Raw genomic sequence first — 26,967 nt, forward strand, 5'->3', positions numbered from 1 at the left:
TGTGATCCGCGTATTGGTAGCCGAAGACCACACCATCGTCCGAGAGGGCATCAAGCAATTGATCGGCCTGGCCAAAGACCTGCAGGTGGTCGGTGAAGCCAGTAATGGCGAGCAGTTGCTGGAAACCTTGCGCCATGTGGCGTGCGAGGTGGTGCTGCTGGATATCTCGATGCCGGGCGTGAACGGCCTGGAGGCCATTGCGCGCATCCGGGCGTTGGGCAATCCGCCGGCGATTCTGGTGTTGTCGATGCATGATGAAGCGCAAATGGCTGCCCGCGCCCTCAAGGTCGGCGCGGCGGGTTATGCCACCAAGGACAGCGACCCGGCGCTGTTGCTGACCGCTATTCGCAAGGTCGCAGCGGGTGGGCGATACATCGACCCCGACCTGGCCGACCGTATGGTCTTCGAAGTCGGCCTGACCGATACGCGGCCGCTGCATTCGTTGCTGTCGGAGCGCGAGTTCTCGGTGTTCGAACGCCTGGCCCAGGGGGCCAACGTCAATGATATTGCCCAGCAACTGGCGCTGAGCAGCAAGACCATCAGCACGCATAAGGCGCGGTTGATGCAAAAGCTCAATATCACTTCGCTGGCGGAACTGGTGAAGTACGCCATGGAGCACAGGCTGCTCTGACGACATGCCCATTAGCGACACCCTGTAAAACATCACCGAGCCCATTCTTGCCGCTTGCAGCTCACCCCTTGTAGTTGCACCGTCCTGTGCCCGCCATCGCTGTAGGGCGATCCCTACCCCCAACCTTCCAACCGGCTGATGCAATTCTCTCCCAGCCCCCGATTTCCGGGGGCTTGCGCCTGGACTACGCTTGTTCCATTGCGGTCCAAAACACAAAGGTGCGGGTATGAGCGAGGCGGATACAAATGATGTGCTGGTCAGCTTTCGTGGCGTGCAGAAGAGCTACGACGGCGAGAACCTGATCGTCAAAGACCTCAACCTGGAGATTCGCAAGGGCGAGTTCCTCACACTGCTTGGGCCGTCGGGTTCCGGCAAGACGACCAGCCTGATGATGCTCGCCGGCTTTGAGACACCGACCGCCGGTGAAATCCTCCTGGCCGGGCGTTCCATCAATAACGTGCCGCCGCACAAGCGCGATATCGGCATGGTGTTCCAGAACTACGCGCTGTTCCCGCACATGACGGTTGCCGAGAACCTGGCGTTCCCGCTCTCGGTGCGCTCGTTAAGCAAGACCGACATCAGTGAGCGGGTCAAGCGCGTGCTGAGCATGGTCCAGCTCGACGCCTTCGCCCAACGCTACCCGGCGCAACTTTCCGGTGGTCAGCAACAGCGCGTGGCCCTGGCCCGTGCGCTGGTGTTCGAACCGCAACTGGTGTTGATGGACGAACCCCTCGGTGCTCTCGACAAGCAACTGCGTGAACACATGCAGATGGAGATCAAGCACCTGCATCAGCGTCTCGGCGTGACCGTGGTGTACGTGACCCACGATCAGGGCGAGGCCTTGACCATGTCCGACCGCGTGGCGGTGTTTCATCAGGGCGAGATCCAGCAGATTGCTGCGCCGCGGACCTTGTATGAAGAACCGAAAAATACCTTCGTCGCCAACTTCATCGGCGAGAACAACCGTCTCAACGGCCGCTTGCACAGCCACACCGGCGAGCGCTGCGTCGTGGAGCTGGCGCGCGGCGAGAAGGTCGAGGCGCTGGCGGTGAACGTGGGTCAGGTCGGCGGGCCGGTCACGCTGTCGGTGCGTCCGGAGCGGGTCAGCCTCAATGGTTCCAGCGAAAGCTGCATCAATCGTTTTTCGGGGCGGGTGGCGGAATTCATCTACCTGGGCGACCACGTGCGCGTGCGTCTGGAAGTTTGCGGCAAGACCGATTTTTTTGTGAAACAACCGATCGCCGAGCTGGACCCGGCCCTGGCGGTCGGCGACGTGGTACCGATTGGCTGGCAAGTCGAGCACGTTCGCGCACTCGACCCACTTCTAGAGGCGAATTGATCGCCCCATGGCTTCACCAACCCTGCACGTGGAGAGCACAACAATGTTGAGATCCCTTAAGTATTCAGCGCTGGTTATCGGCTTGTTCGGCGCGACCCAGGCCATGGCCGGCCCGGACCTGACCGTCGTGTCCTTTGGTGGCGCGAACAAGGCCGCTCAGGTCAAGGCGTTTTACGCACCGTGGGAAAGCGCGGGCAACGGCAAGATCGTCGCCGGCGAGTACAACGGTGAAATGGCCAAGGTCAAGGCCATGGTCGACACCAAGAGTGTGTCCTGGGACCTGGTGGAAGTGGAATCGCCGGAGTTGTCCCGGGGGTGTGACGAAGATATGTTCGAACCGCTGGACCCCAAGCTGTTCGGTAATGCTGCGGACTACGTAAAAGGCGCGATCCAGCCGTGCGGCGTGGGTTTCTTCGTGTGGTCCACGGTGTTGGCCTACAACGCCGACAAATTGGCTTCCGCGCCAACCAGCTGGGCGGATTTCTGGGATACCAAGAAATTCCCCGGCAAACGCGGCCTGCGTAAAGGTGCCAAGTACACCCTGGAATTCGCCCTGATGGCCGACGGCGTAGCGCCCAAGGACGTTTACAAAGTGTTGGCCGGCAAAGATGGCCAGGACCGTGCATTCAAGAAGCTCGACGAACTCAAGCCGTCGATCCAGTGGTGGGAAGCGGGCGCCCAACCGCCACAGTACCTGGCCTCGGGTGATGTCGTGATGAGTTCGGCCTACAACGGCCGTATCGCCGCCGTGCAGAAAGAAAGCAACCTCAAGGTGGTGTGGAACGGCGGCATCTACGACTTTGACGCATGGGCCATTCCTAAAGGCCTGTCGAAAGACCGTGCCGAAGCCGCGAAGAAATTCATCGCCTTCTCGGTACAGCCGCAGCAGCAGAAGACCTACTCGGAAAACATCGCCTACGGCCCGGCCAACACCCAAGCGGTTCCGTTGCTGGCCAAGGACATCCTCAAGGATATGCCGACCACCCCGGAAAACATCGCCAACCAGGTGCAGATCGATGTGAGCTTCTGGGCGGATAACGGCGAGCAGTTGGAGCAGCGCTTCAATTCCTGGGCTGCCAAATAACACCGCTTACCCTAGTGGGAGAGGCGTTGCTCTCTCCCACCAGGGTTCTGCATTTCCTTTCAAGATCCGGAGTCAGCCATGGCTATCGCCATTCCCAGCCCCACCCTCAAGCAGCGCCTGGCGCGTGCCGAACGGCTCAACCGCTGGAAGGCCCAGGCATTGATTGCACCGCTGGTGCTGTTTTTGCTGCTGGTGTTCCTGGTGCCAATCATTGCGCTGCTCTACAAAAGCGTCGGCAACGAGGAAGTGGTGGGCGGTTTGCCGCGTACCGTGGTGGCGGTCAAGGCCTGGGATGGCCGTGGCCTGCCCGGCGAACCGGTGTATCAGGCGCTGAGCGAAGACTTGGGCGAAGCGCGCAAAAACCAGACGCTGGGCGACTTGTCCAAGCGCTTGAATATGGAGTTGGCCGGCTATCGCAGCCTGCTGACCAAAACCGCGCGGGCGCTGCCCTTTACCGAGGCGCCCGGCTCTTACAAAGAAGCGTTGGAAAGCCTTGATGAACGTTGGGGCGACCCGGCGTACTGGCAGGCGATCCGGCGCAATACCAGCAGCCTCACACCGTTCTACCTGCTGGCGGCTGTCGACCACCGTATCAATGACCTGGGCGAACTGGCCCCGGCTACGCCGGACCAGGCCATTTACCTGGACATTTTCGCGCGTACCTTCTGGATGGGCCTGGTGATTACCTTCATCTGCCTGCTGCTGGCGTATCCCTTGGCGTACCTGCTGGCCAACCTGCCGGCGCGCAAAAGCAACCTGCTGATGATTCTGGTGCTGCTGCCGTTCTGGACCTCGATCCTGGTGCGGGTCGCCGCGTGGATCGTGCTGCTGCAATCCGGTGGCCTGATCAACAGCGCCTTGATGAGCATGGGCTTGATCGACAAACCCCTGGAGCTGGTGTTCAACCGTACCGGGGTCTACATCTCCATGGTGCACATCCTGTTGCCGTTCATGATTCTGCCGATCTACAGCGTGATGAAAGGCATCTCACCCACCTATATGCGTGCAGCGATTTCCCTGGGCTGCCACCCGTTCGCCAGCTTCTGGCGCGTGTATTTCCCGCAGACCTACGCCGGCGTCGGCGCCGGCTGCCTGTTGGTGTTCATCCTGGCGATTGGTTACTACATCACCCCGGCGCTGCTCGGCAGCCCGAACGACCAGATGGTCAGCTACTTCGTGGCGTTCTACACCAACACCAGCATCAACTGGGGCATGGCCACGGCGCTGGGCGGCTTGCTGCTGCTGGCGACGGTGTTGCTGTACCTGATCTACAACCGGCTGGTAGGCGCCAGCCGCCTGCGCCTGAGCTGAGGAGACCTTGCGATGCTGAGCCCTTATATGTCGCCCGTCGAACGCCTGTGGTTCTACAGCCTGCGGATCCTGTGCGGCTTGATCCTGTTGTTCCTGATATTGCCTGTGCTAGTGATCATCCCGCTGTCGTTCAACAGCGGCAGTTTCCTGGTGTACCCGCTGCAAGGTTTTTCGCTGCATTGGTACCAGGATTTCTTCGCCTCGGCCGAATGGATGCGTGCGTTGAAGAACAGCATTATCGTCGCGCCGGCCGCCACGGTGCTGGCCATGGTATTCGGCACCTTGGCCGCGATAGGCCTCACGCGCGGCAATTTCCCCGGCAAGGCGCTGGTGATGGCCCTGGTGATTTCGCCGATGGTGGTGCCGGTGGTGATTATCGGCGTGGCGAGTTACCTGTTTTTTGCGCCACTGGGCCTGGGCAACAGCTTCTTCTCGCTGATCGTTGTGCATGCGGTGCTGGGTGTGCCGTTTGTGATCATTACCGTGTCGGCGACCTTGCAGGGTTTCAACCATAACCTGGTGCGGGCGGCGGCGAGCCTGGGCGCTTCGCCATTGATCGCGTTTCGCCGGGTGACCTTGCCGTTGATCGCGCCGGGGGTGATTTCCGGGGCGCTGTTTGCCTTTGCCACCTCGTTCGATGAAGTGGTGGTGACGCTGTTCCTCGCCGGCCCCGAGCAAGCGACCCTGCCGCGCCAGATGTTCAGCGGCATCCGCGAGAACCTCAGCCCGACCATTGCCGCTGCCGCCACCTTGCTGATTGCCTTCTCGGTGCTGCTGTTGCTCACTCTGGAATGGTTGCGCGGGCGTAGCGAGAAGCTGCGCACTGCGCAGGTATGATGACCATTCAGCTGCTGAATGGCTGACAACCCCGTATAGAGAGCTACTCTTGTGCCAGCCCATCCTTCAATAAGAGGCCGCGCACATGAGTACTTCCTCATTCAAGATCGCCCACAAGTTGCTCACCGGCGCAGGTGCCATCGAGCAACTGGCCGCCGAACTCACACGCCTCGATGTGGATAACCCGCTGATCGTCACCGATGCGGCGTTGGTCAAGTCCGGCACCGTGGCGCTGGCGCTCGAGCATTTGGGCGAGCGCGACTATGAAATCTTCGACCGAGTGCAGCCCGACCCGGAAATTGCCATCGTCGAAGACTGCATGCAGGCCTACCGCGACGGCGGGCATGATGGCTTGATTGGTGTCGGCGGGGGCAGTTCCATCGATATCGCGAAATGCGTCGGCGCGTATGCCGGCTACCACGGTGCGCTGGCCGATCTGTTCGGCATCGACCAGGTGCCACGCAAGGGGCCGCCGTTGATCGCGATCCCGACCACGGCCGGTACCGGCTCGGAGGTGACCAATGTGGCGATCCTTTCCGACAAGGTCGCGCAATTGAAAAAAGGCATCGTCAGCGATTACTTGCTGCCGGATGTTGCACTGATGAGCCCGCAAATGACCCTCACGTGCCCGCGCAGCGTGACAGCCGCCAGCGGTGTGGATGCGTTGGTGCATGCCATTGAAGCCTACCTGTCGCTGAACGCGTCGCCGATTACCGATGCCCTGGCCATAGGCGCGGTCAAGTTGATAGCCAACGCACTGCCCAAGGCGTACGCCAACCCGGGGCATCTGCAGGCCCGTGACGACATGGCCACCGCCAGCCTGATGGCGGGCATGGCGTTCGGTAACGCCGGGGTGGGCGCCGTGCATGCGTTGGCGTATCCGTTGGGCGGTCGTTTTCATATCGGGCATGGCGTGAGCAACTCTCTGTTGCTGCCCTATGTGATGCAGTGGAACAAGCTGGCGTGTGTCGAACGCATGCGCGACATTGCCGAGGCCATGGGTGTGAATGTCACCGGCTTGAGTCTGGTTGACGCGGCCGACCAGGCCGTCGCGGCGATGACACGACTGTGCGCGGCCGTGGAAATCCCCACGGGCCTGCGCAGCTTCGGGATTCCCGAAGACGCGATTCCGGCCATGGCTGCCGAAGCTGCAGGCATTGAACGCCTGATGCGCAACAACCCGCGCCAGCTCAGCACAGCGGATATCGAGAAAATCTACCGCGCAGCGTACTAGCCATTGAGCCAGGTCACGGTGCGCGCGACAAAGCATGAGGTATACAATGCGCGCCATCGTGATTTAGCTCAAAAAGGTGCGTCATGCAGCCCTTCGTCATTGCTCCATCGATTCTCTCCGCCGACTTTGCCCGCCTGGGTGAGGAAGTGGACAAGGTATTGGCCGCCGGTGCGGACTTCGTGCACTTCGATGTCATGGATAACCACTACGTACCCAACCTGACTATCGGGCCGATGGTCTGCGCGGCGTTGCGCAAGTACGGCATCACCGCGCCGATCGATGCGCACCTGATGGTCAGCCCGGTGGATCGCATCATCGGCGACTTCGTCGAGGCTGGCGCGACCTACATTACCTTCCATCCGGAAGCCTCGCTGCACGTCGACCGTACCCTGCAACTGATCCGCGAAGGCGGCTGCAAGGCCGGCCTGGTGTTCAACCCGGCCACCCCGCTGAGCGTGCTCGAGTATGTGATGGACAAGGTCGACATGATCTTGCTGATGAGCGTCAACCCTGGCTTTGGCGGGCAGAAGTTCATCCCCGGCACGCTGAACAAGCTGCGCGAAGCCCGTGCGCTGATCGATGCGTCCGGCCGTGATATCCGTCTGGAAATCGACGGCGGGGTCAACGTCAACAATATCCGCGAAATCGCTGCTGCAGGTGCCGATACCTTTGTGGCCGGCTCGGCGATCTTCAACGCTCCGGACTACCAGGAAGTCATCGACAAGATGCGTGCCGAACTGGCGCTGGCGCGTCCATGAGCGGCTTTGAGCGGCTGTTCCCCGGCAAACTGCCACGGCTGGTGATGTTCGATCTGGACGGTACCTTGATCGACTCGGTGCCTGACCTGGCGGCGGCGGTGGACGAGATGCTGCTCAAGTTGGGGCGCAAGCCGGCGGGCATCGATTCGGTGCGCGAATGGGTGGGTAACGGCGCACAGATGCTGGTGCGCCGGGCACTGGCCAATCATCTCGACGCCGACGGTGTGGACGATGTCGAGGCCGAACACGCCTTGGAGCTGTTTAACGCCGCCTATGAGAGCAGCCACGAACTGACCGTGGTTTACCCAGGCGTGCGCGACACCCTCAAGTGGCTGAGCAAGCAGGGTGTGGAAATGGCGCTGATCACCAACAAGCCGGAGCGTTTCGTCGCGCCGTTGCTGGACGAGATGAAGATCGGCCGCTATTTCCGCTGGATCATCGGCGGCGATACCCTGCCGCAGAAGAAACCTGACCCGGCGGCGCTGTTCTTCGTGATGAAAATGGCCAACATCCCCGCGTCCCAGTCGTTGTTTGTCGGCGATTCGCGCAGTGATGTGCTGGCGGCGAAAGCGGCGGGGGTGCAGTGCGTGGCCCTGAGCTACGGCTATAACCATGGCCGGCCGATTGCCGAAGAGTCGCCGGCGCTGGTGATTGATGACCTGCGCCAGTTAATCCCCGGTTGCTTGGGAGCGGGCGCTGAGATAACGTTGCCCGACGTTGATTCAAACCCTTCTGGAAATCCCATCGTGGTGGTCACTCGCAAACTCTGGATGAAAGTCATCAAGGCCCTGGCCCGCTGGCGTTGGCGCGCCTGACTGATCCTGGCCGCGCTGCGGCACGTTTGCCTATCTGACCGTTTGACCCTCAAGCCACGAGGCACCTCATGATCCGCGAAGAATTCCTGCGTTTGGCCGCTGCCGGCTATAACCGTATTCCCATGGCCTGCGAAACCCTGGCCGACTTCGATACGCCGCTGTCGATCTACCTGAAGCTGGCCGACCAACCCAATTCCTATCTGCTGGAATCGGTACAGGGCGGCGAGAAATGGGGCCGTTACTCGATCATCGGCCTGCCGTGCCGCACCGTGCTGCGGGTACACGACCATCGGGTGAGTATCACGCATGATGGCGTCGAGATCGAAAGCCATGATGTGGAAGACCCGCTGGCCTTCGTCGAGACCTTCAAGGCGCGCTATAACGTACCGACCATTCCCGGCCTGCCGCGTTTCAACGGCGGCCTGGTGGGTTACTTCGGCTACGACTGCGTGCGCTACGTGGAAAAACGCCTGGGCAAATGCCCGAACCCCGACCCATTGGGCGTGCCGGACATTCTGCTGATGGTCTCCGATGCCGTGGTGGTGTTCGACAACCTCGCCGGCAAGATGCATGCGATCGTGTTGGCCGACCCGTCCCAGGCGGACGCGTTCGAACAAGGCCAGGCCAGTCTCGAAGCCCTGCTGGATAAACTGCGCCAGCCGATCACTCCGCGGCGCGGGCTGGACCTCAGCCGTCCGCCTGCCGCTGACCCGGTATTCCGCTCCAGTTTTACCCAGGATGACTACGAGCGCGCAGTCGACACCATCAAGGAATACATCCTCGCCGGTGATTGCATGCAAGTCGTGCCGTCGCAACGTATGTCCATCGACTTCAAGGCGGCGCCGATCGATCTGTACCGTGCGCTGCGTTGTTTCAACCCGACGCCCTACATGTACTTCTTCAACTTTGGCGACTTCCACGTGGTGGGCAGCTCGCCGGAAGTGCTGGTGCGTGTCGAGGACAACCTGATCACCGTGCGCCCGATCGCCGGTACTCGCCCGCGTGGCGCGACCGAAGAGGCGGATCTGGCGCTGGAAGAAGACCTGCTGAGCGACGACAAGGAAATCGCCGAGCACTTGATGCTGATCGATCTGGGCCGCAACGATACCGGGCGTGTCTCGGAAATCGGCTCGGTGAAACTCACTGAGAAGATGGTCATCGAGCGTTATTCCAACGTCATGCACATCGTCTCCAACGTGACCGGCGAGCTGAAGGCCGGCTTGACCGCGATGGACGCGCTACGGGCGATTTTGCCGGCGGGCACTTTGTCGGGTGCGCCGAAGATTCGTGCGATGGAAATCATCGATGAGCTGGAGCCCGTCAAGCGGGGCGTCTACGGCGGCGCGGTGGGCTATTTCGCCTGGAACGGGAACATGGACACCGCCATCGCGATCCGCACCGCGGTGATCAAGGACGGCGAGCTGCATGTGCAGGCCGGTGGCGGCATTGTGGCGGACTCGGTGCCGGCCCTTGAATGGGAAGAAACCCTGAACAAGCGCCGCGCCATGTTCCGCGCGGTGGCGTTGGCTGAGCAAACCCCGCAGGGTTGAAGCCAGCTGTAGATCAAAGTGTGGGAGGGGGCTTGCTCCCGATTGCAGAGTGCCAGTTACCAATGAGCTGGCTGATCCACCGCAATCGGGAGCAAGCCCCCTTCCACTTTGGTTTTGCGCCATTTCAAGACTTGATCAGAAGTCCAGGCTCACACCCACACTCACCCCTTGCTGGGTCAGGTTGTCATCCTTTCTTACGTTATACGAAGCTCTCAGCGCCAGCTCTTGTGTCAGCTTGTGGCTGACTCCCAGGCTCAAACGGTCCGAGTTGCTGCGGGGCGTGTAGCCATCCAGTTTGAAGTCGATGCCCGGCACGCTGTTGAGTGAAATCTTCACCTTCTGGGTGTCGTTTTCGAACTCGTGCTCGTGGGCGACCTCGCCAAATACCTGGGTTTGCGGCGTCACGCGGTAGCTGCCCTGCAGGCCGACGCCGAGGCGCTTGGAGTCGCGTTGTTGATCGGCGAAGGTCAGTGCGGTGGAGCGGCTGTCTTTTTCCGAGTAACCCTCTACTTCGACCCGCGAGTAATCGGCGCTGACAAAGGGCGACAGGTGCCAGTCGCTGCCTGGAGCGGCAATGTCATAGCCTGCGCGGCCGCTCAAGGCCCATAGCCAGCCGTCGGTGTCACCTTTCTCCGAGCCTTCGCTGACGCCCAGGGCGAACTTGCGCTTGAGACTGTCGAAGTCCAGCTTGCCGCCGGTCAGTGCGGCATCGGCCCACCAGTGGTTTTGCTGGTATTGCGCGAAAGCACTGCCCATGTAGCTGTTGAGTTTGTAGTCCGAATCGTGGGCGCCGGCTTCGAGAGTCTGTCGATACAGCCCGGCTGCAACGCCTACACGCCAGCTCCCGTTGAGCCGGTAGCTGCCGCCGACATTGACGTTGTAGCCATTGCCGTCACCGCTGGCCGAGCTGCCTTGACGATCGAAGTCCAAGTGCTGGCCTCCCCCCGCCACAATCGCTCGCCATTGGCCCACCGCCTGCCAGTGGCCGTTGTCGGCCTGCCACTGATTGCGCAGTTCATCCTGGTGCGCACGCAGGGTGCCTTGGGCCATCTCCGGCAGCAGGCTCAATTCCCATGGCGCCGCGAGCAGCGAATAGGCGTAGTCGGCGATCAGCTGTTGCCCCGTGATGGTGGGGTGTACCGAATCGTTGTAGATCAGCTTGGTCGGATCGGGGTTGGTGCCGCCAAGCCCATAGGTCGGGTTGGCGCAGCTGGGGTCGGTGAAGCAGGTGCCCGTGAGGTTTTGTCCGGTGGCCAGGCCGAAGCGGGCAGGGTCGGCGAAGGTTTCCTTCAACAGCAACGGGATGTTCAGCGGGATGATCTGGGCGTCGATCTGCGACAGGCGCTGGACCAGCGCCTGGTTGAAAAGGTTACTCAGGGCAGTACTCGCCCCTTGTGCCGGCGTACCGTTAATCGCCGGTGTCAGCCCCAGGTCGGGCAACATCCACACCATGATGTAGCGCGCCCCCGCTTGTTGCAGAGCTTGTGCGCTGTCGGCCAGACGCCCGCCTGCGGCAACGGCTTGGCCGGGGCTGAGTACACGGCCTTGCAAAAAGTCATTGCCGCCCCCCGAGAGGAAGTACAGCGCATTGGGGTCGGCTCGCCCGCCGTTGGCCGGTAGATAACCCTGGCGGCTGCGCAGTACGGTACCGCCACCGGCGTTGCCGGGTGGAATCGCCGCGTTGGAGACGGAGGTGATGGAATCCAGAATATTGTCGGTACGGTAGCCGCCGACCGCCCAGTTGTTCCCGTCAGGCAGACCTTGTGCTGCACGAACCGGTGAGGTGGAGGCATTCAGGTCGTTAGGCGCGACACCCAGCCTGGTACCCAATAAGGTCGATGAAACCAGGCCGTAGCCGCCCTGGAACGTCGGCCCGGTGCGGTTGGTAAAGCGCAAGGTGGCGCCGGCGTTGCCGTCGGGGAACTGGCCGGCGTCGGCGAGGCTGTCGCCAAAAACCACCATGGTTGAGTAGGGAGAGGAGGCTGCAAATGCCTGCGTGCAGGCCAGTGACAGGAGGCAGCCGGCCAATGGAGCGAAGAAAGTCGGTCTGAACATGCAAAATTCCATTTAGTTGTTTTTGTATCGCAGGTGAAACACTAGCAATGTTTTCCGGCTTTTCTTCGACGATTACGGTTTTTTCCTATAAGGAGGCGGTGGTGATGCCCCCGTATTCGTTGCTCCATATTGCACCGCTGGCGAGGCTACGTTACTGTGCCTGAACGTATGAATGAGACCCTCCCCGTGTTGATCATCAGCAAACTCTTGATGCGAGTAGTCAAGGCACACGCCCGTTGGCGTTGGCGCGCCTGACATTTTTCTCTGCCGGCCTGGCCGGACCTGTACCGATTTGCCTTCTGCACCCTCTGTTTGACGCCCTTGCCGGCTCACCCCGGCAACCGGAACGTGCGTCTGGCAGCGGGACACTCTTTTGGAAGGCGGTCATTCGAAATCAGTGAATTCAAGAGGTTTGAACCCACATGTTGCTGATGATTGATAACTACGACTCCTTTACCTACAACGTTGTGCAGTACCTGGGTGAACTCGGCGCCGAGGTCAAAGTGGTGCGCAACGATGAACTGACCGTGGCCGAAATCGCCGCCTTGAATCCGGAACGCATTGTGGTTTCGCCGGGGCCCTGCACGCCGACCGAAGCCGGCGTCTCCCTGGAAGCGATCAAGTACTTCGCCGGCAAATTGCCGATTTTGGGCGTATGCCTGGGCCATCAGTCCATCGGCCAGGCGTTTGGCGGTGACGTAGTGCGTGCGCGCCAAGTGATGCACGGCAAGACCAGCCCGGTGTTCCATAAGAACCTGGGGGTGTTTCACGGCCTTAACTTGCCGGTGACCGTAACCCGTTACCACTCGCTGGTGGTCAAGCGCGAGACGCTGCCCGAATGCCTGGAGTTGACCGCCTGGACCCAGTTGGAAGACGGCTCGGTCGACGAGATCATGGGCCTGCGCCACAAGACGCTGAATATCGAAGGGGTGCAGTTTCACCCCGAATCAATCCTGACCGAGCAGGGCTACGAGCTGTTCGCCAACTTTCTCAAGCAGAGCGGCGGCACGCGCTAAGGACTTTCCATGGATATCAAGACTGCCCTGAGCCGTATCGTCGGCCATCTGGACCTGAGCACCGCTGAAATGAGCGATGTGATGCGCGAAATCATGACCGGTCAATGCACCGATGCGCAGATTGGCGCTTTCATGATGGCGATGCGCATGAAGAGCGAGAGCATCGACGAAATCGTGGGCGCCGTGTCGGTCATGCGCGAGCTGGCGGACAAGGTCGAACTCAATACCCTCGACGGTGTAGTCGACGTGGTTGGCACCGGCGGTGACGGCGCCAATATCTTCAACGTGTCGACGGCTTCATCCTTTGTCGTCGCTGCCGCCGGCTGCACCGTGGCCAAGCACGGCAACCGTGCGGTTTCCGGCAAGAGCGGCAGTGCCGATTTGCTGGAAGCGGCCGGGATCTACCTGAACCTGACACCGGTGCAAGTGGCGCGCTGTATCGACAGCGTGGGCATTGGCTTCATGTTCGCTCAGTCCCATCACGGTGCGATGAAACACGCAGCAGGCCCGCGCAAGGATCTTGGCCTGCGTACCCTGTTCAACATGCTCGGCCCGCTTACGAATCCGGCCGGTGTGAAACATCAGGTGGTGGGCGTATTCAGCCAGGCGCTGTGCCGGCCGTTGGCCGAAGTGCTGCAGCGTCTGGGCAGCAAGCACGTGCTGGTGGTGCATTCCAAGGATGGCCTGGATGAGTTCAGCCTGGCGGCACCGACCTTTGTCGCGGAGCTGAAGAATGACCAGGTCAGCGAATATTGGGTCGAGCCCGAAGATCTCGGCATGAAGAGCCAGAGTTTGCACGGCCTTTCGGTTGAGAGCCCGGCGGCATCGCTGGAGCTGATTCGTGATGCCTTGGGGCGTCGCAAGACTGAAAATGGCCAAAAAGCCGCGGAAATGATTGTCCTGAATGCTGGCGCGGCACTTTACGCAGCGGACCATGCCTATAGTCTTAAAGAGGGTGTTGCTTTGGCCCACGATGCGTTGCACACCGGTCTGGCTCGCGAGAAGCTCGAAGAGCTGGGAGCATTCACCGCAGTGTTCAAGATGGAGAATGAAGGATGAGTGTCCCGACCGTGCTGGAAAAAATCCTCGCGCGCAAAGCCGAAGAAGTCGCCGAGCGCCGCGCGCGCGTGAGCCTGGCGGAGCTTGAGACTCAGGCGAAAGTCGCCGATGCCCCGCGTGGTTTTGCCAATGCCTTGATCACCCAGGCCAAGCTCAAGCAACCGGCGGTGATTGCCGAAATCAAGAAGGCTTCTCCAAGCAAAGGCGTGATCCGCGAACATTTCGTGCCGGCGGAAATCGCCGGCAGCTATGAGAAGGGCGGGGCGACTTGCCTGTCCGTGCTGACCGATATCGACTACTTCCAAGGTTCCGACTTGTATCTGCAGCAGGCTCGCGCCGCGTGCAAGCTGCCGGTGATCCGCAAGGATTTCATGGTTGACCCTTACCAGATCGTCGAAGCCCGTGCCCTCGGCGCCGACTGTGTGCTGTTGATCGTTTCCGCGCTGGATGACGTGAAGATGGCTGAGCTGGCCGCCGTGGCCAAAAGCGTCGGGCTGGATGTGTTGGTCGAAGTCCACGATGGCGACGAGCTGGAACGCGCTCTGAAAACCCTCGACACACCCCTGGTGGGAGTCAACAACCGTAACCTGCACACCTTCGAAGTCAGCCTGGAAAACACCCTCGACCTGTTGCCGCGCATTCCACGGGACCGCCTGGTGGTTACCGAGAGCGGCATCGTCAACCGAGCTGACGTTGAACTGATGGAAATCAGCGGCGTGTATTCGTTCCTGGTCGGCGAGACATTCATGCGCGCCGAGAACCCGGGGGCGGAGCTGCAACGCCTGTTCTTCCCGGAGCGTGGCGTGACGATCAGCGGTTCGACCCTGGACTGATGATGACCCTGCCCGCAAGGATGACCGTTGAGGCAGGGCTTGCCGCCGAGCAGGCGTTGTTGGCGGCCGTGTGTGCGGGTGAGCAGGCGTTCGGGCTGTTGTTTTGGCAGCCCAGCGATCAAGCCTTGGTCATGCCGCGCCGTTTGAGCCGGCTGCCGGCTTTCGCAACCGCCAGCCAGGTTTCAGCGGATGCCGGTTGGCCGGTACTGCTGCGTGAAACCGGCGGAGAACCGGTGCCGCAGTCGAGTGCGACGGTCAATATCGCCCTGGTCTATGCACCGCCGCGCAGCGAAGGTGACCAGAATCGTATCGAAACCGGTTACTTGCGTTTGTGCCAGCCGATCTGCGATTTACTCAGCGAGTTGGGGGGCGATGCTTCTGTCGGTGAAATCGACGGCGCGTTTTGTGACGGTCGCTACAACGTCAATCTGAACGGCCGCAAAATGGTCGGCACCGCCCAGCGCTGGCGACAAAGTGCTGGCCGCCCGGTGGGGTTGGTGCATGGTGCATTGCTGCTGGATAACGACCGTGAGGAACTGATCGCGGCGGTCAATCGCTTCAATCAAGCCTGCGGTCTCGACCAGCGGGTGCGTGCCGACAGCCATATTGCCCTGCACGAAGCTTTTCCCGCGCCGGATGCGATCGCTCGGCTGGACGCCCTGTACCGTCAAATGTTGGCCAGTTTCCTGCCGGGTTAACGGGTACCGAACACCACCATTGTTTTGCCTTTGACGTGCACCAGGTTGCGCTCTTCCAGGTCCTTGAGCACGCGGCCGACCATTTCCCGTGAACACCCGACAATGCGCCCGATTTCCTGGCGTGTGACCTTGATCTGCATGCCGTCGGGGTGGGTCATCGCGTCAGGCTGTTTGCACAGCTCAAGCAGGCAGCGAGCCACGCGGCCGGTGACATCAAAGAATGCCAGGTCGCCCACTTTACGCGTGGTGTCACGCAGGCGCTGGGCGATCTGACCACTCAGCGCGTACAGAATGTCGGGGTCATGCTGGGCCAGTTCGCGGAATTTTGTATAGCTGATCTCGGCCACTTCACATTCGACCTTGGTCCGCACCCACGCGCTGCGTTTCTGCTCTTTACCCGCCTGTTCGAACAGCCCGAGTTCCCCAAAGAAATCCCCGGTATTGAGGTACGCGATGATCATTTCGCGACCGTCGTCATCCTCGATCAAGATGGTGACTGAGCCCTTCACAATGAAGAACAACGTTTCCGAGCGTTCGCCTGCGCAGATGATGTTGTGTTTGGCCGGATAGCGACGGCGCTGGCAATGCATCAACAACTTGTCGAGATTCTTGATCTTGGGTGTGGGAGTAAGAGCAACCATGGTTGTATCCCGAAAGAACTGCAGGGTGTGATTGGATTTGTTTTTATCCAGCGGTGTCGGCATTGATACACGCTGCACAAAAGATGGCAATGCGCCATTGAATTGGCGCCAGCTTACCAGACGCATTCTGATTCGATTGATGATTTTGCCTGGCAAATGCTGTCATTGATCGCTTTCATGCGGGGCGCTGCTGTTTCGAGGCCCTGTGCTAAGCTGATGACCCTTTTTTAGCAGTGGAGTCTGGATGATGAAGGCACGCATCCAATGGGCGGGCGAAGCCATGTTCCTCGGTGAGTCGGGCAGTGGCCATGTCGTGGTCATGGACGGCCCGCCGGAGGCCGGTGGCCGTAACCTGGGTGTACGCCCGATGGAAATGCTCCTGCTCGGCGTAGGCGGTTGCAGCAATTTCGACGTGGTCAGCATCCTGAAGAAATCCCGCCAGGCCGTGGAGAGCTGCGAAGCATTCCTGGAGGCCGAGCGTGCCACTGAAGATCCCAAGGTGTTTACCAAGATCCATATGCATTTCGTGGTGAAGGGGCGAGCGCTGAAAGAGGCTCAGGTCAAACGTGCCATCGAGTTGTCGGCCGAGAAGTATTGCTCGGCGTCGATCATGCTCGGCGCGGCCGGTGTGGCGATCACCCACGACTACGAAATCATCGAGCTGGGCTGACGGGACACGCAAAAGAAAAAGGGCGCTCGATAGCGCCCTTTTTTTGCGGGTCAGGCTCTAGGTACTTATAGGCGATAGGTGCTCTTGGTCATGACCTTGGCCAAAAGGCTCATGCCGAACCTTACCGGCGCCGGGAAGCGGAAACCGCCGGCATCCAGTGCGCTTTCTGCGTGGTGTTCTTCATCGATGCGCATTTGCTCAAGAATGGCCCGGGACTTTTCGTCCTCCGCCGGCAATTGCTCCAGGTGTTCATCCAGGTGTTTGCATACCTGATGTTCTGTTGCCGCGACAAACCCCAGGCTGACCTTGTCGCTGATCAAGCCGGCAGCGGCGCCGATGCCGAACGACAAACCGTAGAACAATGGGTTGAGCACGCTGGGGTGGCTGCCCAGTTGGCGAATGCGCTGTTCGCACCAGGCCAGGTGGTCGATTTCTTCTTCGGCCGCATGTTCCATCGCCGCGCGTACTTGCGGCAGCTTGGCGGTCAGCGCCTGGCCCTGGTACAGCGCCTGGGCACACACTTCACCGGTATGGTTGATACGCATCAGGCCGGCAACGTGGCGGGTGTCGGTCTCGCTCATCTGTGCTTCAGGTTGCACGATGGCGGGCGATGGACGGTAAGGTTGGCCGCTGAATGGCAGCAGCGTGCGCATGGCCATGTCGGCTTGCAGCAACAGACGGTCAATCGGCGAGTAGTGACGTTGGGTAGTCATGCTGACCTCCGGGAGGAATCTCGGCGGCCAGTTTACCGCAAGAGAGGACAAAGCGTTTGTGCTGAGTCAGGGGCATGGGGTCGCAGCCTTGGGCCGCGACCTGTACCGCGGGGCTGATCAGCCCGGTGGCCAGTTCATCTGGCGCTGGCCGAGTACATGCATATGGATGTGATAGACGGTCTGCCCGCCATCTTCATTGCAGTTCATCACCACGCGAAAGCCTTTTTCGCAGCCTTGCTCTACCGCCAGGCGCTGGGCAGTGAACAGGATATGGCCGGCCAGGCTCTTGTCTTCTTCCGTCAGGTCATTGAGCGTACGGATCGGCTTCTTCGGGATTACCAGGAAATGCACCGGTGCCTGAGGCGCGATATCGTGGAAGGCGAGGACCTGGTCATCCTCGTAGATGATCTTCGCGGGTATTTCTCTGTTGATGATCTTGGTGAACAGAGTATCCACAGCTGTTTCTCCATTATGAAAGTGCGAGGTGAGTGTACCCAGGCGGTCAGCGCGGGCAATAGGCCTTGTTGATCGCGCCGGCGATCTTGCGGGTCAGCCAGCGTGGGCTGAAACGCGGGCTGAAGGCCAGCCAGCGGTTGCGTCGCCCGGGAATGATGATGGCTTTGTTCTTTTCCAGTGCTCGCACGGTATAGAGCGCCACTTCCTCAGGGCTCATCAATTGTCCGCTGCGGTCGAGCTTTGCGGCGTCCATTTGCGCGGTGCCGAAGAACGCCGTGCGTGTAGGTCCGGGGCACAAGACTGAAACTTTGATGCCGCAGGTTTTCAACTCTTCGCGCAACCCTTCGGAAAAGTGCAGTACATAAGCCTTGCTGGCGTAGTAGCTGCTCATCCACGGGCCGGGCTGGAAGGCGGCGACTGAGGCGACGTTGAGAATCTGCCCGCCCCCGTGCAGGGCCATCGCGTTGCCAAGGGCATGGCACATGCGGGTCAGGGCCAGGATGTTGACTTCGATCAGGTCTTGTTCGGTCATCCAGTCCTGGGCCAGAAATGGCCCGCTGGTGCCGATGCCGGCGCAGTTCACCAGCAAGTCGATCTGACGTTCGCCTTCTTCCAGTTCCAGCAGGAACCCGGACAAACGCAGGGGCTCGCCCAGGTCGCAGGCACGAAACAGCACCTCGACGCCAAAGCGTTGAGTCAATTCAATTGCAATGCTTTCCAACTGATCACGCTGACGGGCCACCAGAATCAGGCTGCGGCCGCGCCGGGCCAGGGCTTCGGCCAAAGCCAGGCCGATGCCGCTGGAGGCGCCGGTGATCAGAGCGTAACGGGTCATGCCTTTCTCCATCGCAACGCCGCCGAGCCTGTGACAGGGGCATCACAGGCGGGCGGGCGTTTCTTCACTGTTCTGGAGAGTCTACAGGTTCGGCTGCTTCATCAGCACTTTGCGCGTCTTCTTCATCAACGATAACGCTTTGATCGGCAGCATCATCGGAGGTGATCGAGCTGTTTTCGTAGCCGCTGTCCATGTTGGCTTCGAGTTGATTCAGGTAACCGTTCATACCCAGCGTAACCACGATAGCCAGCATCACTGGAATAAACGCCAGCCACAGGGTGGCCAGGACTTTTACCGCAGTGGAGTTGCGCGGTGGTGGCGCACCGTATTGGTTGGCGCCAGCGTTCCCCGGCAATACCAGCAACAAGATCGGGAAGACGCTGTTCACCAGCGGCACCAGGTTGAGGAACCATAACCAGCCGGACCAACCCAGGTCGTGCAGCCGCTGCACGGCGATTTGCACGCTGACCCAGAGCATGGCCACGAACAACGCAAAGCCCAGCAGCGAGCCCAGAATGATACCCGCGGTCGGCGACGCGGTTGCCACGGCAAAGCCGGCAGTGGCGATGATGCCGGAGGCGACGAGCATCGCAACGGTCAACACCAGTGTCCAGGCCAGGTACCGCAGGCGGCCGATACGTCCATGGATGGTGAACACGTTGAGGGGGGCGTATTCCGGCAACTCATCGCCTACGGCTGCGCGCGGTGGGGCATAGGGCGAGGCGGCTGGTTGCGAGAAGTCTGAGGTGTGGGACGATGTTTCGTGGGTTTCTGCCAGGCTGAAGGCTACCGGCTGTTCGGCTTCGATACGTGCGTCGACGCCGGCGTTTTTCAGTGCGTTGAGATAGGTTTCTGCGTCCGGGCGGGACAGGTCACGTTTCAGCGCAACGGGGCGGCCGGTGAAGAGTTTCTCGATGGCCTCGACTTCACTCTTGAACAGCTCGGCGAGGTTCAGCTTGGCAGTGGTGCTTTCGACACCCGGGAGCAATGCTCCATCAAACACTATCTTGAAACGGTTGTCGCTCATGCGGGCATCCTTGTCATTTGTAGTGGGAGGGTTGCAGGCCGGCTGCAGCCAGCCGGTCCGGCAATTGTATCAGCGTGGCCAGCGTAACTGTGTCACCTGCTCTCGGGCCTTGCGGTATTCGGCATCCAGGCGAGCAACGAGTTCGTCCACAGTGGGCAAATCATTGATTTCCCCGACACCTTGGCCGGCAGACCATACGGTTTTCCAGGCTTTGGCCTCGTCATTCAACGGCTTGAGCTTGGAGCCGAAATTGACTTCCGCCTTGCCTTGAAGGGCTGCGAGGTCGAAGCCGGCGTTTTCCAGGCTCTGGCGCATGAAGCTGGCGGGTACGCCGGAGACTGCTGGAGTGTGCACGATGTCGGCGGCCCGCGATGTGAGCAGCATCTCTTTATAGGCATCCGGCGCATGACTTTCGGTGGTGCCGATAAAGCGCGTGCCGAAATACGCAAGGTCGGCTCCCAACAGCTGGGCGGCGAGGATCTCGTGCCCATGATTCAGGCAGCCGGCCAGCAGCAGCGTTTTATCGAAGAACTGGCGTATTTCAGCGATCAGCGAGAATGGGCTCCAGGTGCCTGCATGGCCTCCGGCGCCGGCCGCCACGGCGATCAGGCCGTCAACACCCGCTTCTGCGGCTTTCTCGGCATGGCGCCGCGTGGTGACGTCGTGAAACACCAGTCCGCCATAGCTGTGCACGGCGTCGACCAGTTCCTTCACCGCGCCGAGGCTGGTAATGACGATGGGGACCTTGTGTTCGATACAGATCGCCAGGTCGGCCTGCAGACGTGGGTTGCTGTTGTGCACGATCAGGTTGACGGCATATGGCGCGGGGTTGTCCAACTGTGCCAGGCCCGCTTCGATTTCCTCCAGCCAGGCCTTGAAGCCGCTGCTTTCGCGCTGGTTGAGCGCCGGGAAGCTCCCGACCACCCCGTTGCGGCAACACGCCAGGACCAGTTGCGGGTTGGAAATCAGGAACATCGGCGCAGCCACTACCGGCAAGCGCAGACGTTGTTCAAGCAGAGCGGGCAGCGACATTGGAGGTACCCCGTGTGATGTGAAGTTAGAACGGTTTGACCACGACCAAAATTACGATAGCCAGCAATATCAGAACCGGCACTTCATTGAACCAGCGATAAAAGACATGGCTGCGGGTGTTTTCGCCACGGGCAAAACGCTTCACCTGTGCGCCGCACATGTGGTGGTAGCCGATCAACAGTACGACGAGCGTGAGCTTGGCGTGGATCCAGGCACCCGATTGAAAGATGCCGGGGTTAAGCGCAAGCATCCAGATACCGAATATCAATGTGGCGAGCATCGCCGGCCCCATGATGCCGCGGTAAAGCTTGCGTTCCATCACGCTGAAGCGTTCCTTGCTGACGGTGTCCTCACTTTGAGCGTGGTAGACGAAGAGGCGGGGGAGGTAGAACAGCCCGGCAAACCAGCAGACGATGCTGACGATATGAAAGGCTTTGACCCATAGATAAAGCATTTTTGATTATTCCCAGGTTCACGGTAGCCAAGATAGTAGTGGCTGACGCGCCCGTACGTCACGTTGGCGGTTGTCGCAGGACGATACGGCCCCTATTATCGACGCCTTTCCAGTGGGTTCGTTGAGGGCAGGTTTATGGTCAAGGTCGGTATCGTCGGCGGCACGGGTTACACCGGTGTCGAATTGCTGCGTCTGTTGGCCCAGCATCCGCAGGCAGAGGTGGTCGTCATCACTTCCCGATCAGAGGCCGGGCTGGCCGTGGCCGATATGTACCCGAACCTGCGAGGCCACTATGACGGCCTGGCATTCAGTGTTCCGGACATCAAGACCCTGGGCGCCTGTGATGTGGTGTTTTTCGCCACGCCGCACGGTGTGGCCCATGCGTTGGCTGGGGAACTGCTGGCGGCCGGCACCAAGGTGATCGACCTGTCCGCAGACTTCCGCCTGCAGGATGCCGATGAGTGGGCCAAGTGGTACGGCCAGCCGCACGGTGCACCGCAATTGCTGGAGGAGGCGGTGTATGGCCTGCCGGAAGTCAATCGCGAGCAGATCAAACAAGCGCGCCTGATTGCCGTGCCGGGCTGCTATCCGACTGCGACCCAGCTGGGTTTCCTGCCATTGCTGGAGGCAGGGCTGGCAGATGCTTCGCGTTTGATCGCGGACTGCAAGTCGGGCGTGAGTGGCGCCGGTCGTGGCGCGGCAGTAGGTTCGCTGTACTCCGAGACGTCGGAAAGCATGAAAGCCTACGCAGTCAAAGGGCATCGCCACCTGCCGGAAATCCGCCAAGGGCTGCGCCGTGCTGCCGGTAAGGATGTGGGCCTGACTTTTGTGCCACACCTGACGCCGATGATCCGTGGTATTCACTCCACGCTCTACGCCACCGTGGTCGATCGCTCGGTTGATCTGCAGGCGCTGTTTGAAAAGCGTTACGCCAACGAGCCGTTCGTCGACGTGATGCCGGCCGGCAGCCACCCGGAAACCCGCAGCGTGCGCGGTGCCAACGTATGCCGTATTGCCGTGCACCGTCCGCAGGATGGCGACTTGGTGGTGGTGCTGTCGGTGATCGACAACTTGGTCAAGGGCGCGTCGGGCCAGGCGGTGCAGAACATGAATATCCTGTTTGGCCTGGATGAAAAGCTGGGCTTGTCTCACGCAGGCATGCTGCCTTAAGACGGCTTTGTCGCTGTGCAAAAGGCCCGTTGATCGGGCCTTTTGCGTTTTTAATGGCGCTTGAGCAGATTGATATACCGTAACAATAGTTGACCGCTTTTCTAGGAGAAGCGGATAATGCCGTCCATTACGCATAGGGCGGCGCTACGCCGGGAGATTATCAGCATGAGCGTTGAATCCTTCACCCCCACGGCTTTGCAATTCACCCACGGTGCTGCGCACAAGGTGAAGAGCCTGGTCGATGAAGAGGGTAATGATCGCTTGAAGCTGCGCGTATTCGTTACGGGCGGCGGTTGTTCAGGGTTTCAGTACGGTTTTACCTTCGATGAAGATGTGGCCGACGACGATACGATCGTCGAGCGCGAGGGCGTCAGCCTGGTCGTTGACCCGATGAGCTTCCAATACCTGGCAGGTGCCGAGGTGGATTATCAGGAAGGTCTGGAAGGTTCGCGTTTTGTGATCAAGAACCCCAATGCCACGACTACCTGTGGTTGCGGGTCTTCGTTCTCGATCTGATCGATAGCGCATAAAAAACGCCGCTTGGCCTTGATTGGCCAAGCGGCGTTTTGCTGTCTGCGATTCTCAGTGTCGTCAGGCGGGGTAGATCGCGCCCAGGACCCGAAGCCCGCGTGCACCGGTGACACTCGGGCGGTTGGCGGCGATGCCTTCGAGGCAGCAATGGGCCAGCCAAGCGAAGGCCATGGCCTCAACCCAGTCGGGGCTTACACCGTAAGAAGCGGTGCTATCGACCTGGGTGTTGGGCAGCAGTGCGGCCAATCGCTTCATCAGCGTAGCGTTATGGGCGCCGCCGCCGCAGATCAGCAGGGTCTGCGTTCCGGATTGTGCCGCTTGTAGAGATTCGACGACGGTCAGGGCGGTCAGCTCAAGCAGGGTGGCTTGCACATCCTGAGGCTGGAACGCAGGCAATTGACCGAGATGTTGTTGCAGCCATTTCAGGTTGAACACTTCGCGTCCGGTACTTTTCGGGCCTTTGGTCTGGAAAAAGGGGTCGCTGAGCAGCGCGTTGAGCAACTGCGGCTCGACCTTGCCACTGGCCGCCCATTGGCCGTCGCGGTCAAAGTGCTCGCCGCGTTGGTGATGAATCCAGGCGTCCAGCAATACGTTGCCCGGGCCGCAGTCGAAGCCCGCTACGGGCTTGCCGGTTTCAATCAGGCTGAGATTGCTGAACCCGCCGACATTCAATACGGCGCGCTGACCGGTCTGCTCGCCGAACAACGCTTCATGAAAGGCGGGTACCAAGGGTGCGCCCTGGCCGCCGGCCGCTACATCACGGCTGCGAAAGTCGCTGACCACGGTGATACCGGTCAGCTCGGTGAGCAGGGCGGGGTTGCCGATCTGAACGGTGAAGCCCCGTGCAGGTTCATGGCGGATGGTCTGGCCATGGCTGCCAATCGCACGGATATCCTGAGGCTTGAGATTTTGCTGGTCCAGCAAGGCGTGGATGCCCTGAGCGGCCAGTGTTACCCAGTGTTGCTGGGCAATGGCCGAGCGGGCTATCTCGTCCGGGCCGCTGGCGCACAGGTCAAGAAGCTCGGTGCGCAGCGTGTCCGGCATGGGAATATAGTGGTTGGCGATCAATTTGATCGTCGGGTCTTGTTCGATCAGGGCGATATCCAGGCCATCGAGACTGGTCCCGGACATCACGCCTATATAGAGCGACATACCTTAACGCTTCGCCGAAGCCAGCAAGGTGGACCGTTCCTGATCCATGCGCGCCATCAGCGGCTGGCTCTGTTGCAGGAAGCGTGCGCGCTCGGCCTTGGCGATAGGGTCGGCCATTGGCAGCTTCTGGCCCAGCGGATCTACGTGAACGCCGTTGACCTGAAACTCATAGTGCAAGTGCGGTCCAGTCGACAGGCCGGTGGTACCGATATAACCGATCACCTGGCCCTGCTTCACGTTACTGCCTGTCGATACGCCCTTGGCGAAACCTTGCATATGACCATACAGGGTACGGTAAGTGTTGCCGTGCTGGATGATCACGGTGTTGCCGTAACCGCCACGACGGCCGGCCAGCAGGACTTTACCGTCACCGGCTGCCTTGATAGGCGTGCCGCGAGGGGCTGCGTAATCGACGCCTTTGTGGGCGCGGATTTTGTTCAGAATTGGATGCTTGCGACCCATGGAGAAACGCGAGCTAATACGAGCGAAGTCGACGGGCGTACGAATGAAGGCCTTGCGCATGCTATTGCCGTCGGCAGTGTAGTAGCTGCTATTGCCCTGTTTGTTGGTATAGCGAACGGCGGTATAGGTCTTGCCGCGGTTGGTAAAGCGTGCGGAAAGAATGTTGCCGGTGCCGACGACTTTACCGTTGGCGACTTTCTGTTCGTAGATCACGTCGAATTCGTCACCCTGGCGGATGTCCTGGGCGAAGTCGATGTCGTAGCCGAACACCTTGGCCATGTCCATGGTCATGCTGTGGGATAAGCCGGCGCGCGCGGCTGATTGAGACAGGGAACTATTGATTACGCCGTGTACGTAGGCTGAGCGCATGACGGGCTTGGCGGTTATGCGGTTGAAGGTGAAGCCTTTGGCGCCCCGGGTCAGGGCAATGCTTTCCAGGTCGCTGGTGCTGCTGTGCAGGTTGTTCAGTTGGCCGTTTGGCGCCATTTCGAACTCAAGCTTCTGGCCGTGCTTGAGCTGGGTGAATTGCTTGGCTTGTTTATCGCTGGCCAACACCTCATTAACGGTGGCGGCGGGCAAGCCGACCTTCTCGAACAAGGTTGATAGCGTGTCGCCTTTCGCCACGATCACTTCGCGATGCAGTGGGTTCTTGGCAGGGGCGGCTGCAGGCGGCTCCTGTTCGGCCTGTTGAGTCTCTTCAGGCGTGTTTTCTATCTGTGCGAAGGGTGATTCAACTGGTGCATTTGTGGCTTGTTGGGCGTCGGAAGCGTCTTGATCTTGTGTCAGTTGTTCAACTGGGCTTTCCAGGTCAAGGCTCAGGGATGTTCGTTTGGCTTCTACGTCACTGGAAGGGAATACCAGGAGTGCCAGGCTGAGAAGAGCGGCGATGCCACTTGCGGCGAGCAAGTGGGTCTTCGGGTAAAGCGGCGGCGCTTTAGACGGTTCAGTGGTCATAAGTAATTTTGACTTTGAAGATGAAATGGAAAAGATGAATGACATGATGAAGATGAAATAACTGTATAAAATATAACCAAATCATCTGTGGCGCAAGCTCGCGAACGCTGGGCTTGCTGAGTGGTGTCCGTACGTAGGGCAAAACTTGTAATTAGTCACTGATCTTGTATGGTTGGTTCCCTTTTGAATTCGAGCCTTGCGGGTCTGTTATGAAGTCGGTTGAAGAGCAGCTAGCGCTGATAAAACGTGGTGCGGAAGAATTGTTGGTCGAGGCCGAGCTGATCGAAAAGCTCAAGCGTGGCCAGCCCCTGCGTATCAAGGCTGGCTTTGATCCGACAGCGCCGGATCTGCACTTGGGGCATACCGTGCTTATTAACAAGTTGCGTCAGTTCCAGGAGCTGGGGCATCAGGTCATTTTTCTGATCGGTGATTTCACCGGGATGATCGGTGATCCGAGCGGCAAGAGCGCAACGCGTCCGCCGCTGACTCGTGAGCAGGTTCTCGAGAATGCCGAGACCTATAAGACGCAGGTGTTCAAGATTCTCGATCCGGCCAAGACCGAGGTGGCGTTCAACTCCACCTGGATGGATCAGATGGGGCCGGCGGACTTTATTCGTCTGACCTCTCAGTACACTGTCGCGCGCATGCTTGAGCGCGATGATTTCGATAAGCGCTACTCCACCAATCAGCCGATTGCCATTCACGAGTTCCTGTATCCGCTGGTCCAGGGGTATGACTCGGTGGCGTTGCGTGCGGACGTCGAGCTGGGCGGTACTGATCAGAAGTTCAACCTGCTGATGGGGCGTGAGCTGCAGCGTGCGTATGGGCAAGAAGCTCAATGCATTCTGACTATGCCTTTGCTGGAGGGGTTGGATGGCGTCAAGAAGATGTCCAAATCCTTGGGTAACTATGTGGGTATCCAGGAAGTTCCCGGCGTGATGTACGGCAAGCTGGTGTCTATTCCGGATGCGCTGATGTGGCGTTACTTCGAGTTGTTGAGCTTCCGCTCGATGGATGAGATCAACGCATTGCGTGCCGATGTAGAGGCGGGTGCGAACCCGCGGGACGTCAAGATCAAGTTGGCAGAAGAGATTGTTGCGCGTTTCCATGGCGAAGAGGCTGCGGCCAGTGCTCACCGTGCGGCGGGTAACCGTATGAAGGATGGCGAGCTGCCGGACGATCTGCCTGAGATTGAATTGACTGCTGCAGAGGCAATGCCGATCGCGGCTGTCCTTAACAAGGCGGGCCTGGTGAAGAACTCGGCGGTGGCACGTGATCTGCTGGGTTCCGGCGGTGTGCGTATAGATGGTGAGGTGGTTGATCGCACCTTTATATACGAGCTCGGTGCTACCCATGTCTGTCAGGCAGGGAAGAAGGCATTTGCGCGTATTACGCTCAAGGCTGAATAAAGCTGAAATTAGTGGTTGACGGCGAATTATATCTGTCTATAATTTGCCCCACTTCCGGCGCAGTCGAAACTGAAAACTCCTTGGTAAACAAGAGGTTACGAAGATTCAGGCAGCGAATAGCTTCAGTTCATCGAAGCCCAGAAGGAGTTGATAGGGCGGTGTTGTTTGGCTCTATCAACGGTTCGATCTTCTCGGTCGAAAGCGGAGAAAAAGAGGTGTTGACAGCAGCGTGTAACGCTGT

Annotated in this window: 27 protein-coding genes; 17 read left to right on the forward strand and 10 right to left on the reverse strand. The window is 59.9% G+C overall.

Annotation, left to right across the window (positions count from 1 at the left end):
* Position 1: 1 nt before the first annotated feature.
* The 9 genes from ACQRBT_RS11970 (at position 2) to trpE (ending at position 9,559) form a co-directional block, all read left to right on the forward strand.
* A complete protein-coding gene (locus ACQRBT_RS11970) occupies positions 2–631 on the forward strand; it encodes a response regulator (RefSeq protein ID WP_198763265.1) in 630 nt (209 codons plus the stop codon).
* A 226-nt stretch (positions 632–857) separates the two neighbouring features.
* Positions 858–1,970, forward strand: a complete 1,113-nt coding sequence (locus ACQRBT_RS11975) for an ABC transporter ATP-binding protein (RefSeq protein WP_060757290.1) — start codon at positions 858–860, stop codon at positions 1,968–1,970.
* 43 nt (positions 1,971–2,013) lie between these two features.
* Positions 2,014–3,054 (forward strand): ABC transporter substrate-binding protein, encoded by a 1,041-nt coding sequence (locus ACQRBT_RS11980; protein ID WP_161548728.1) that lies wholly within the window; start codon positions 2,014–2,016, stop codon positions 3,052–3,054.
* A gap of 78 nt (positions 3,055–3,132) precedes the next feature.
* Entirely contained in the window at positions 3,133–4,365 is a 1,233-nt protein-coding gene (locus ACQRBT_RS11985) for an ABC transporter permease (RefSeq protein WP_090368513.1), read from the forward strand.
* A 12-nt stretch (positions 4,366–4,377) separates the two neighbouring features.
* On the forward strand, positions 4,378–5,202 hold the full coding sequence (locus tag ACQRBT_RS11990) for an ABC transporter permease (RefSeq protein ID WP_060757293.1): 825 nt from the start codon (positions 4,378–4,380) through the stop codon (positions 5,200–5,202).
* Positions 5,203–5,287: 85 nt separating this feature from the next.
* Positions 5,288–6,436 (forward strand): iron-containing alcohol dehydrogenase, encoded by a 1,149-nt coding sequence (locus ACQRBT_RS11995; protein ID WP_060757294.1) that lies wholly within the window; start codon positions 5,288–5,290, stop codon positions 6,434–6,436.
* Between the two features lie 83 nt (positions 6,437–6,519).
* Positions 6,520–7,194, forward strand: coding sequence for a ribulose-phosphate 3-epimerase (rpe, locus tag ACQRBT_RS12000; RefSeq protein WP_025857056.1), 675 nt, complete (start codon positions 6,520–6,522; stop codon positions 7,192–7,194).
* A complete protein-coding gene (locus ACQRBT_RS12005) occupies positions 7,191–8,009 on the forward strand; it encodes a phosphoglycolate phosphatase (protein WP_060757295.1) in 819 nt (272 codons plus the stop codon). The genes rpe and ACQRBT_RS12005 overlap by 4 nt, the downstream gene beginning before the upstream one ends.
* A 68-nt stretch (positions 8,010–8,077) precedes the next feature.
* Complete coding sequence (gene trpE / locus ACQRBT_RS12010; protein ID WP_060757296.1) at positions 8,078–9,559, forward strand: anthranilate synthase component I; 1,482 nt, start codon at positions 8,078–8,080, stop codon at positions 9,557–9,559.
* Positions 9,560–9,694: 135 nt separating this feature from the next.
* Here the strand turns inward: trpE and estP are convergent, their stop codons facing one another.
* A complete protein-coding gene (gene estP / locus ACQRBT_RS12015) occupies positions 9,695–11,614 on the reverse strand; it encodes an esterase EstP (RefSeq protein WP_412047499.1) in 1,920 nt (639 codons plus the stop codon).
* A gap of 422 nt (positions 11,615–12,036) precedes the next feature.
* On the opposite strand from estP, the gene ACQRBT_RS12020 reads away from it, so the two are divergent.
* The 4 genes from ACQRBT_RS12020 to ACQRBT_RS12035 are packed head-to-tail and all read left to right on the forward strand — an operon-like array spanning position 12,037 to position 15,220.
* Positions 12,037–12,630, forward strand: a complete 594-nt coding sequence (locus ACQRBT_RS12020; RefSeq protein WP_060757298.1) for an aminodeoxychorismate/anthranilate synthase component II — start codon at positions 12,037–12,039, stop codon at positions 12,628–12,630.
* A 9-nt stretch (positions 12,631–12,639) separates the two neighbouring features.
* Positions 12,640–13,689, forward strand: a complete 1,050-nt coding sequence (gene trpD / locus ACQRBT_RS12025) for an anthranilate phosphoribosyltransferase (RefSeq protein ID WP_060757299.1) — start codon at positions 12,640–12,642, stop codon at positions 13,687–13,689.
* Positions 13,686–14,522, forward strand: coding sequence for an indole-3-glycerol phosphate synthase TrpC (gene trpC / locus ACQRBT_RS12030; protein ID WP_161548732.1), 837 nt, complete (start codon positions 13,686–13,688; stop codon positions 14,520–14,522). Before trpD ends, trpC begins: the two co-directional genes overlap by 4 nt.
* A gap of 2 nt (positions 14,523–14,524) precedes the next feature.
* Positions 14,525–15,220, forward strand: coding sequence for a lipoate--protein ligase family protein (locus ACQRBT_RS12035; RefSeq protein WP_090368519.1), 696 nt, complete (start codon positions 14,525–14,527; stop codon positions 15,218–15,220).
* Here ACQRBT_RS12035 and crp read toward each other — a convergent pair.
* Positions 15,217–15,861, reverse strand: coding sequence for a cAMP-activated global transcriptional regulator CRP (gene crp, locus ACQRBT_RS12040; protein WP_060757312.1), 645 nt, complete (start codon positions 15,859–15,861; stop codon positions 15,217–15,219). The two genes, ACQRBT_RS12035 and crp, sit on opposite strands and share 4 nt — an antisense overlap.
* 247 nt (positions 15,862–16,108) lie before the next feature.
* Between crp and ACQRBT_RS12045 the strand changes: the two genes are divergently transcribed.
* Positions 16,109–16,531, forward strand: a complete 423-nt coding sequence (locus ACQRBT_RS12045; protein WP_005792019.1) for an OsmC family protein — start codon at positions 16,109–16,111, stop codon at positions 16,529–16,531.
* Positions 16,532–16,596: 65 nt separating this feature from the next.
* On the opposite strand, the gene coq7 is transcribed toward ACQRBT_RS12045, so the two are convergent.
* From coq7 to hemJ, 6 genes are all read right to left on the reverse strand, one after another.
* Positions 16,597–17,244, reverse strand: coding sequence for a 2-polyprenyl-3-methyl-6-methoxy-1,4-benzoquinone monooxygenase (gene coq7 / locus ACQRBT_RS12050; RefSeq protein ID WP_060757302.1), 648 nt, complete (start codon positions 17,242–17,244; stop codon positions 16,597–16,599).
* 117 nt (positions 17,245–17,361) lie between these two features.
* Entirely contained in the window at positions 17,362–17,700 is a 339-nt protein-coding gene (locus ACQRBT_RS12055; protein WP_060757303.1) for a histidine triad nucleotide-binding protein, read from the reverse strand.
* A 46-nt stretch (positions 17,701–17,746) separates the two neighbouring features.
* A complete protein-coding gene (locus ACQRBT_RS12060) occupies positions 17,747–18,535 on the reverse strand; it encodes an SDR family NAD(P)-dependent oxidoreductase (RefSeq protein ID WP_104994834.1) in 789 nt (262 codons plus the stop codon).
* A gap of 64 nt (positions 18,536–18,599) precedes the next feature.
* Positions 18,600–19,562, reverse strand: coding sequence for a DUF805 domain-containing protein (locus ACQRBT_RS12065; RefSeq protein ID WP_090368523.1), 963 nt, complete (start codon positions 19,560–19,562; stop codon positions 18,600–18,602).
* A 69-nt stretch (positions 19,563–19,631) separates the two neighbouring features.
* The gene (locus ACQRBT_RS12070; protein ID WP_412047500.1) at positions 19,632–20,594 is read right to left on the reverse strand and encodes an NAD(P)H-dependent flavin oxidoreductase; all 963 of its coding nucleotides are present in this window, start codon (positions 20,592–20,594) and stop codon (positions 19,632–19,634) included.
* A 25-nt stretch (positions 20,595–20,619) separates the two neighbouring features.
* The gene (gene hemJ, locus ACQRBT_RS12075; RefSeq protein ID WP_060757307.1) at positions 20,620–21,048 is read right to left on the reverse strand and encodes a protoporphyrinogen oxidase HemJ; all 429 of its coding nucleotides are present in this window, start codon (positions 21,046–21,048) and stop codon (positions 20,620–20,622) included.
* A 135-nt stretch (positions 21,049–21,183) separates the two neighbouring features.
* Here hemJ and argC point away from each other — a divergent pair, with 135 nt between their 5' ends.
* Both argC and erpA read left to right on the forward strand, forming a co-directional pair.
* A complete protein-coding gene (argC, locus tag ACQRBT_RS12080) occupies positions 21,184–22,218 on the forward strand; it encodes an N-acetyl-gamma-glutamyl-phosphate reductase (RefSeq protein WP_003210935.1) in 1,035 nt (344 codons plus the stop codon).
* A gap of 165 nt (positions 22,219–22,383) precedes the next feature.
* On the forward strand, positions 22,384–22,734 hold the full coding sequence (gene erpA, locus ACQRBT_RS12085) for an iron-sulfur cluster insertion protein ErpA (RefSeq protein ID WP_003176443.1): 351 nt from the start codon (positions 22,384–22,386) through the stop codon (positions 22,732–22,734).
* A 75-nt stretch (positions 22,735–22,809) separates the two neighbouring features.
* Here erpA and ACQRBT_RS12090 read toward each other — a convergent pair whose 3' ends face one another.
* Positions 22,810–23,901 (reverse strand): anhydro-N-acetylmuramic acid kinase, encoded by a 1,092-nt coding sequence (locus ACQRBT_RS12090; protein WP_412047501.1) that lies wholly within the window; start codon positions 23,899–23,901, stop codon positions 22,810–22,812.
* Positions 23,902–23,904: 3 nt separating this feature from the next.
* Positions 23,905–25,317: a peptidoglycan DD-metalloendopeptidase family protein gene (locus ACQRBT_RS12095; RefSeq protein ID WP_060757310.1), complete on the reverse strand. Its 1,413-nt coding sequence runs from the start codon at positions 25,315–25,317 to the stop codon at positions 23,905–23,907.
* A gap of 209 nt (positions 25,318–25,526) precedes the next feature.
* Here ACQRBT_RS12095 and tyrS point away from each other — a divergent pair, with 209 nt between their 5' ends.
* Positions 25,527–26,726, forward strand: a complete 1,200-nt coding sequence (gene tyrS / locus ACQRBT_RS12100; RefSeq protein ID WP_412047502.1) for a tyrosine--tRNA ligase — start codon at positions 25,527–25,529, stop codon at positions 26,724–26,726.
* Positions 26,727–26,967: the final 241 nt, after the last annotated feature.

Origin of the sequence: Pseudomonas sp. R19M (assembly GCF_050312585.1) — a bacterium.
Lineage (GTDB): Bacteria > Pseudomonadota > Gammaproteobacteria > Pseudomonadales > Pseudomonadaceae > Aquipseudomonas > Aquipseudomonas palleroniana.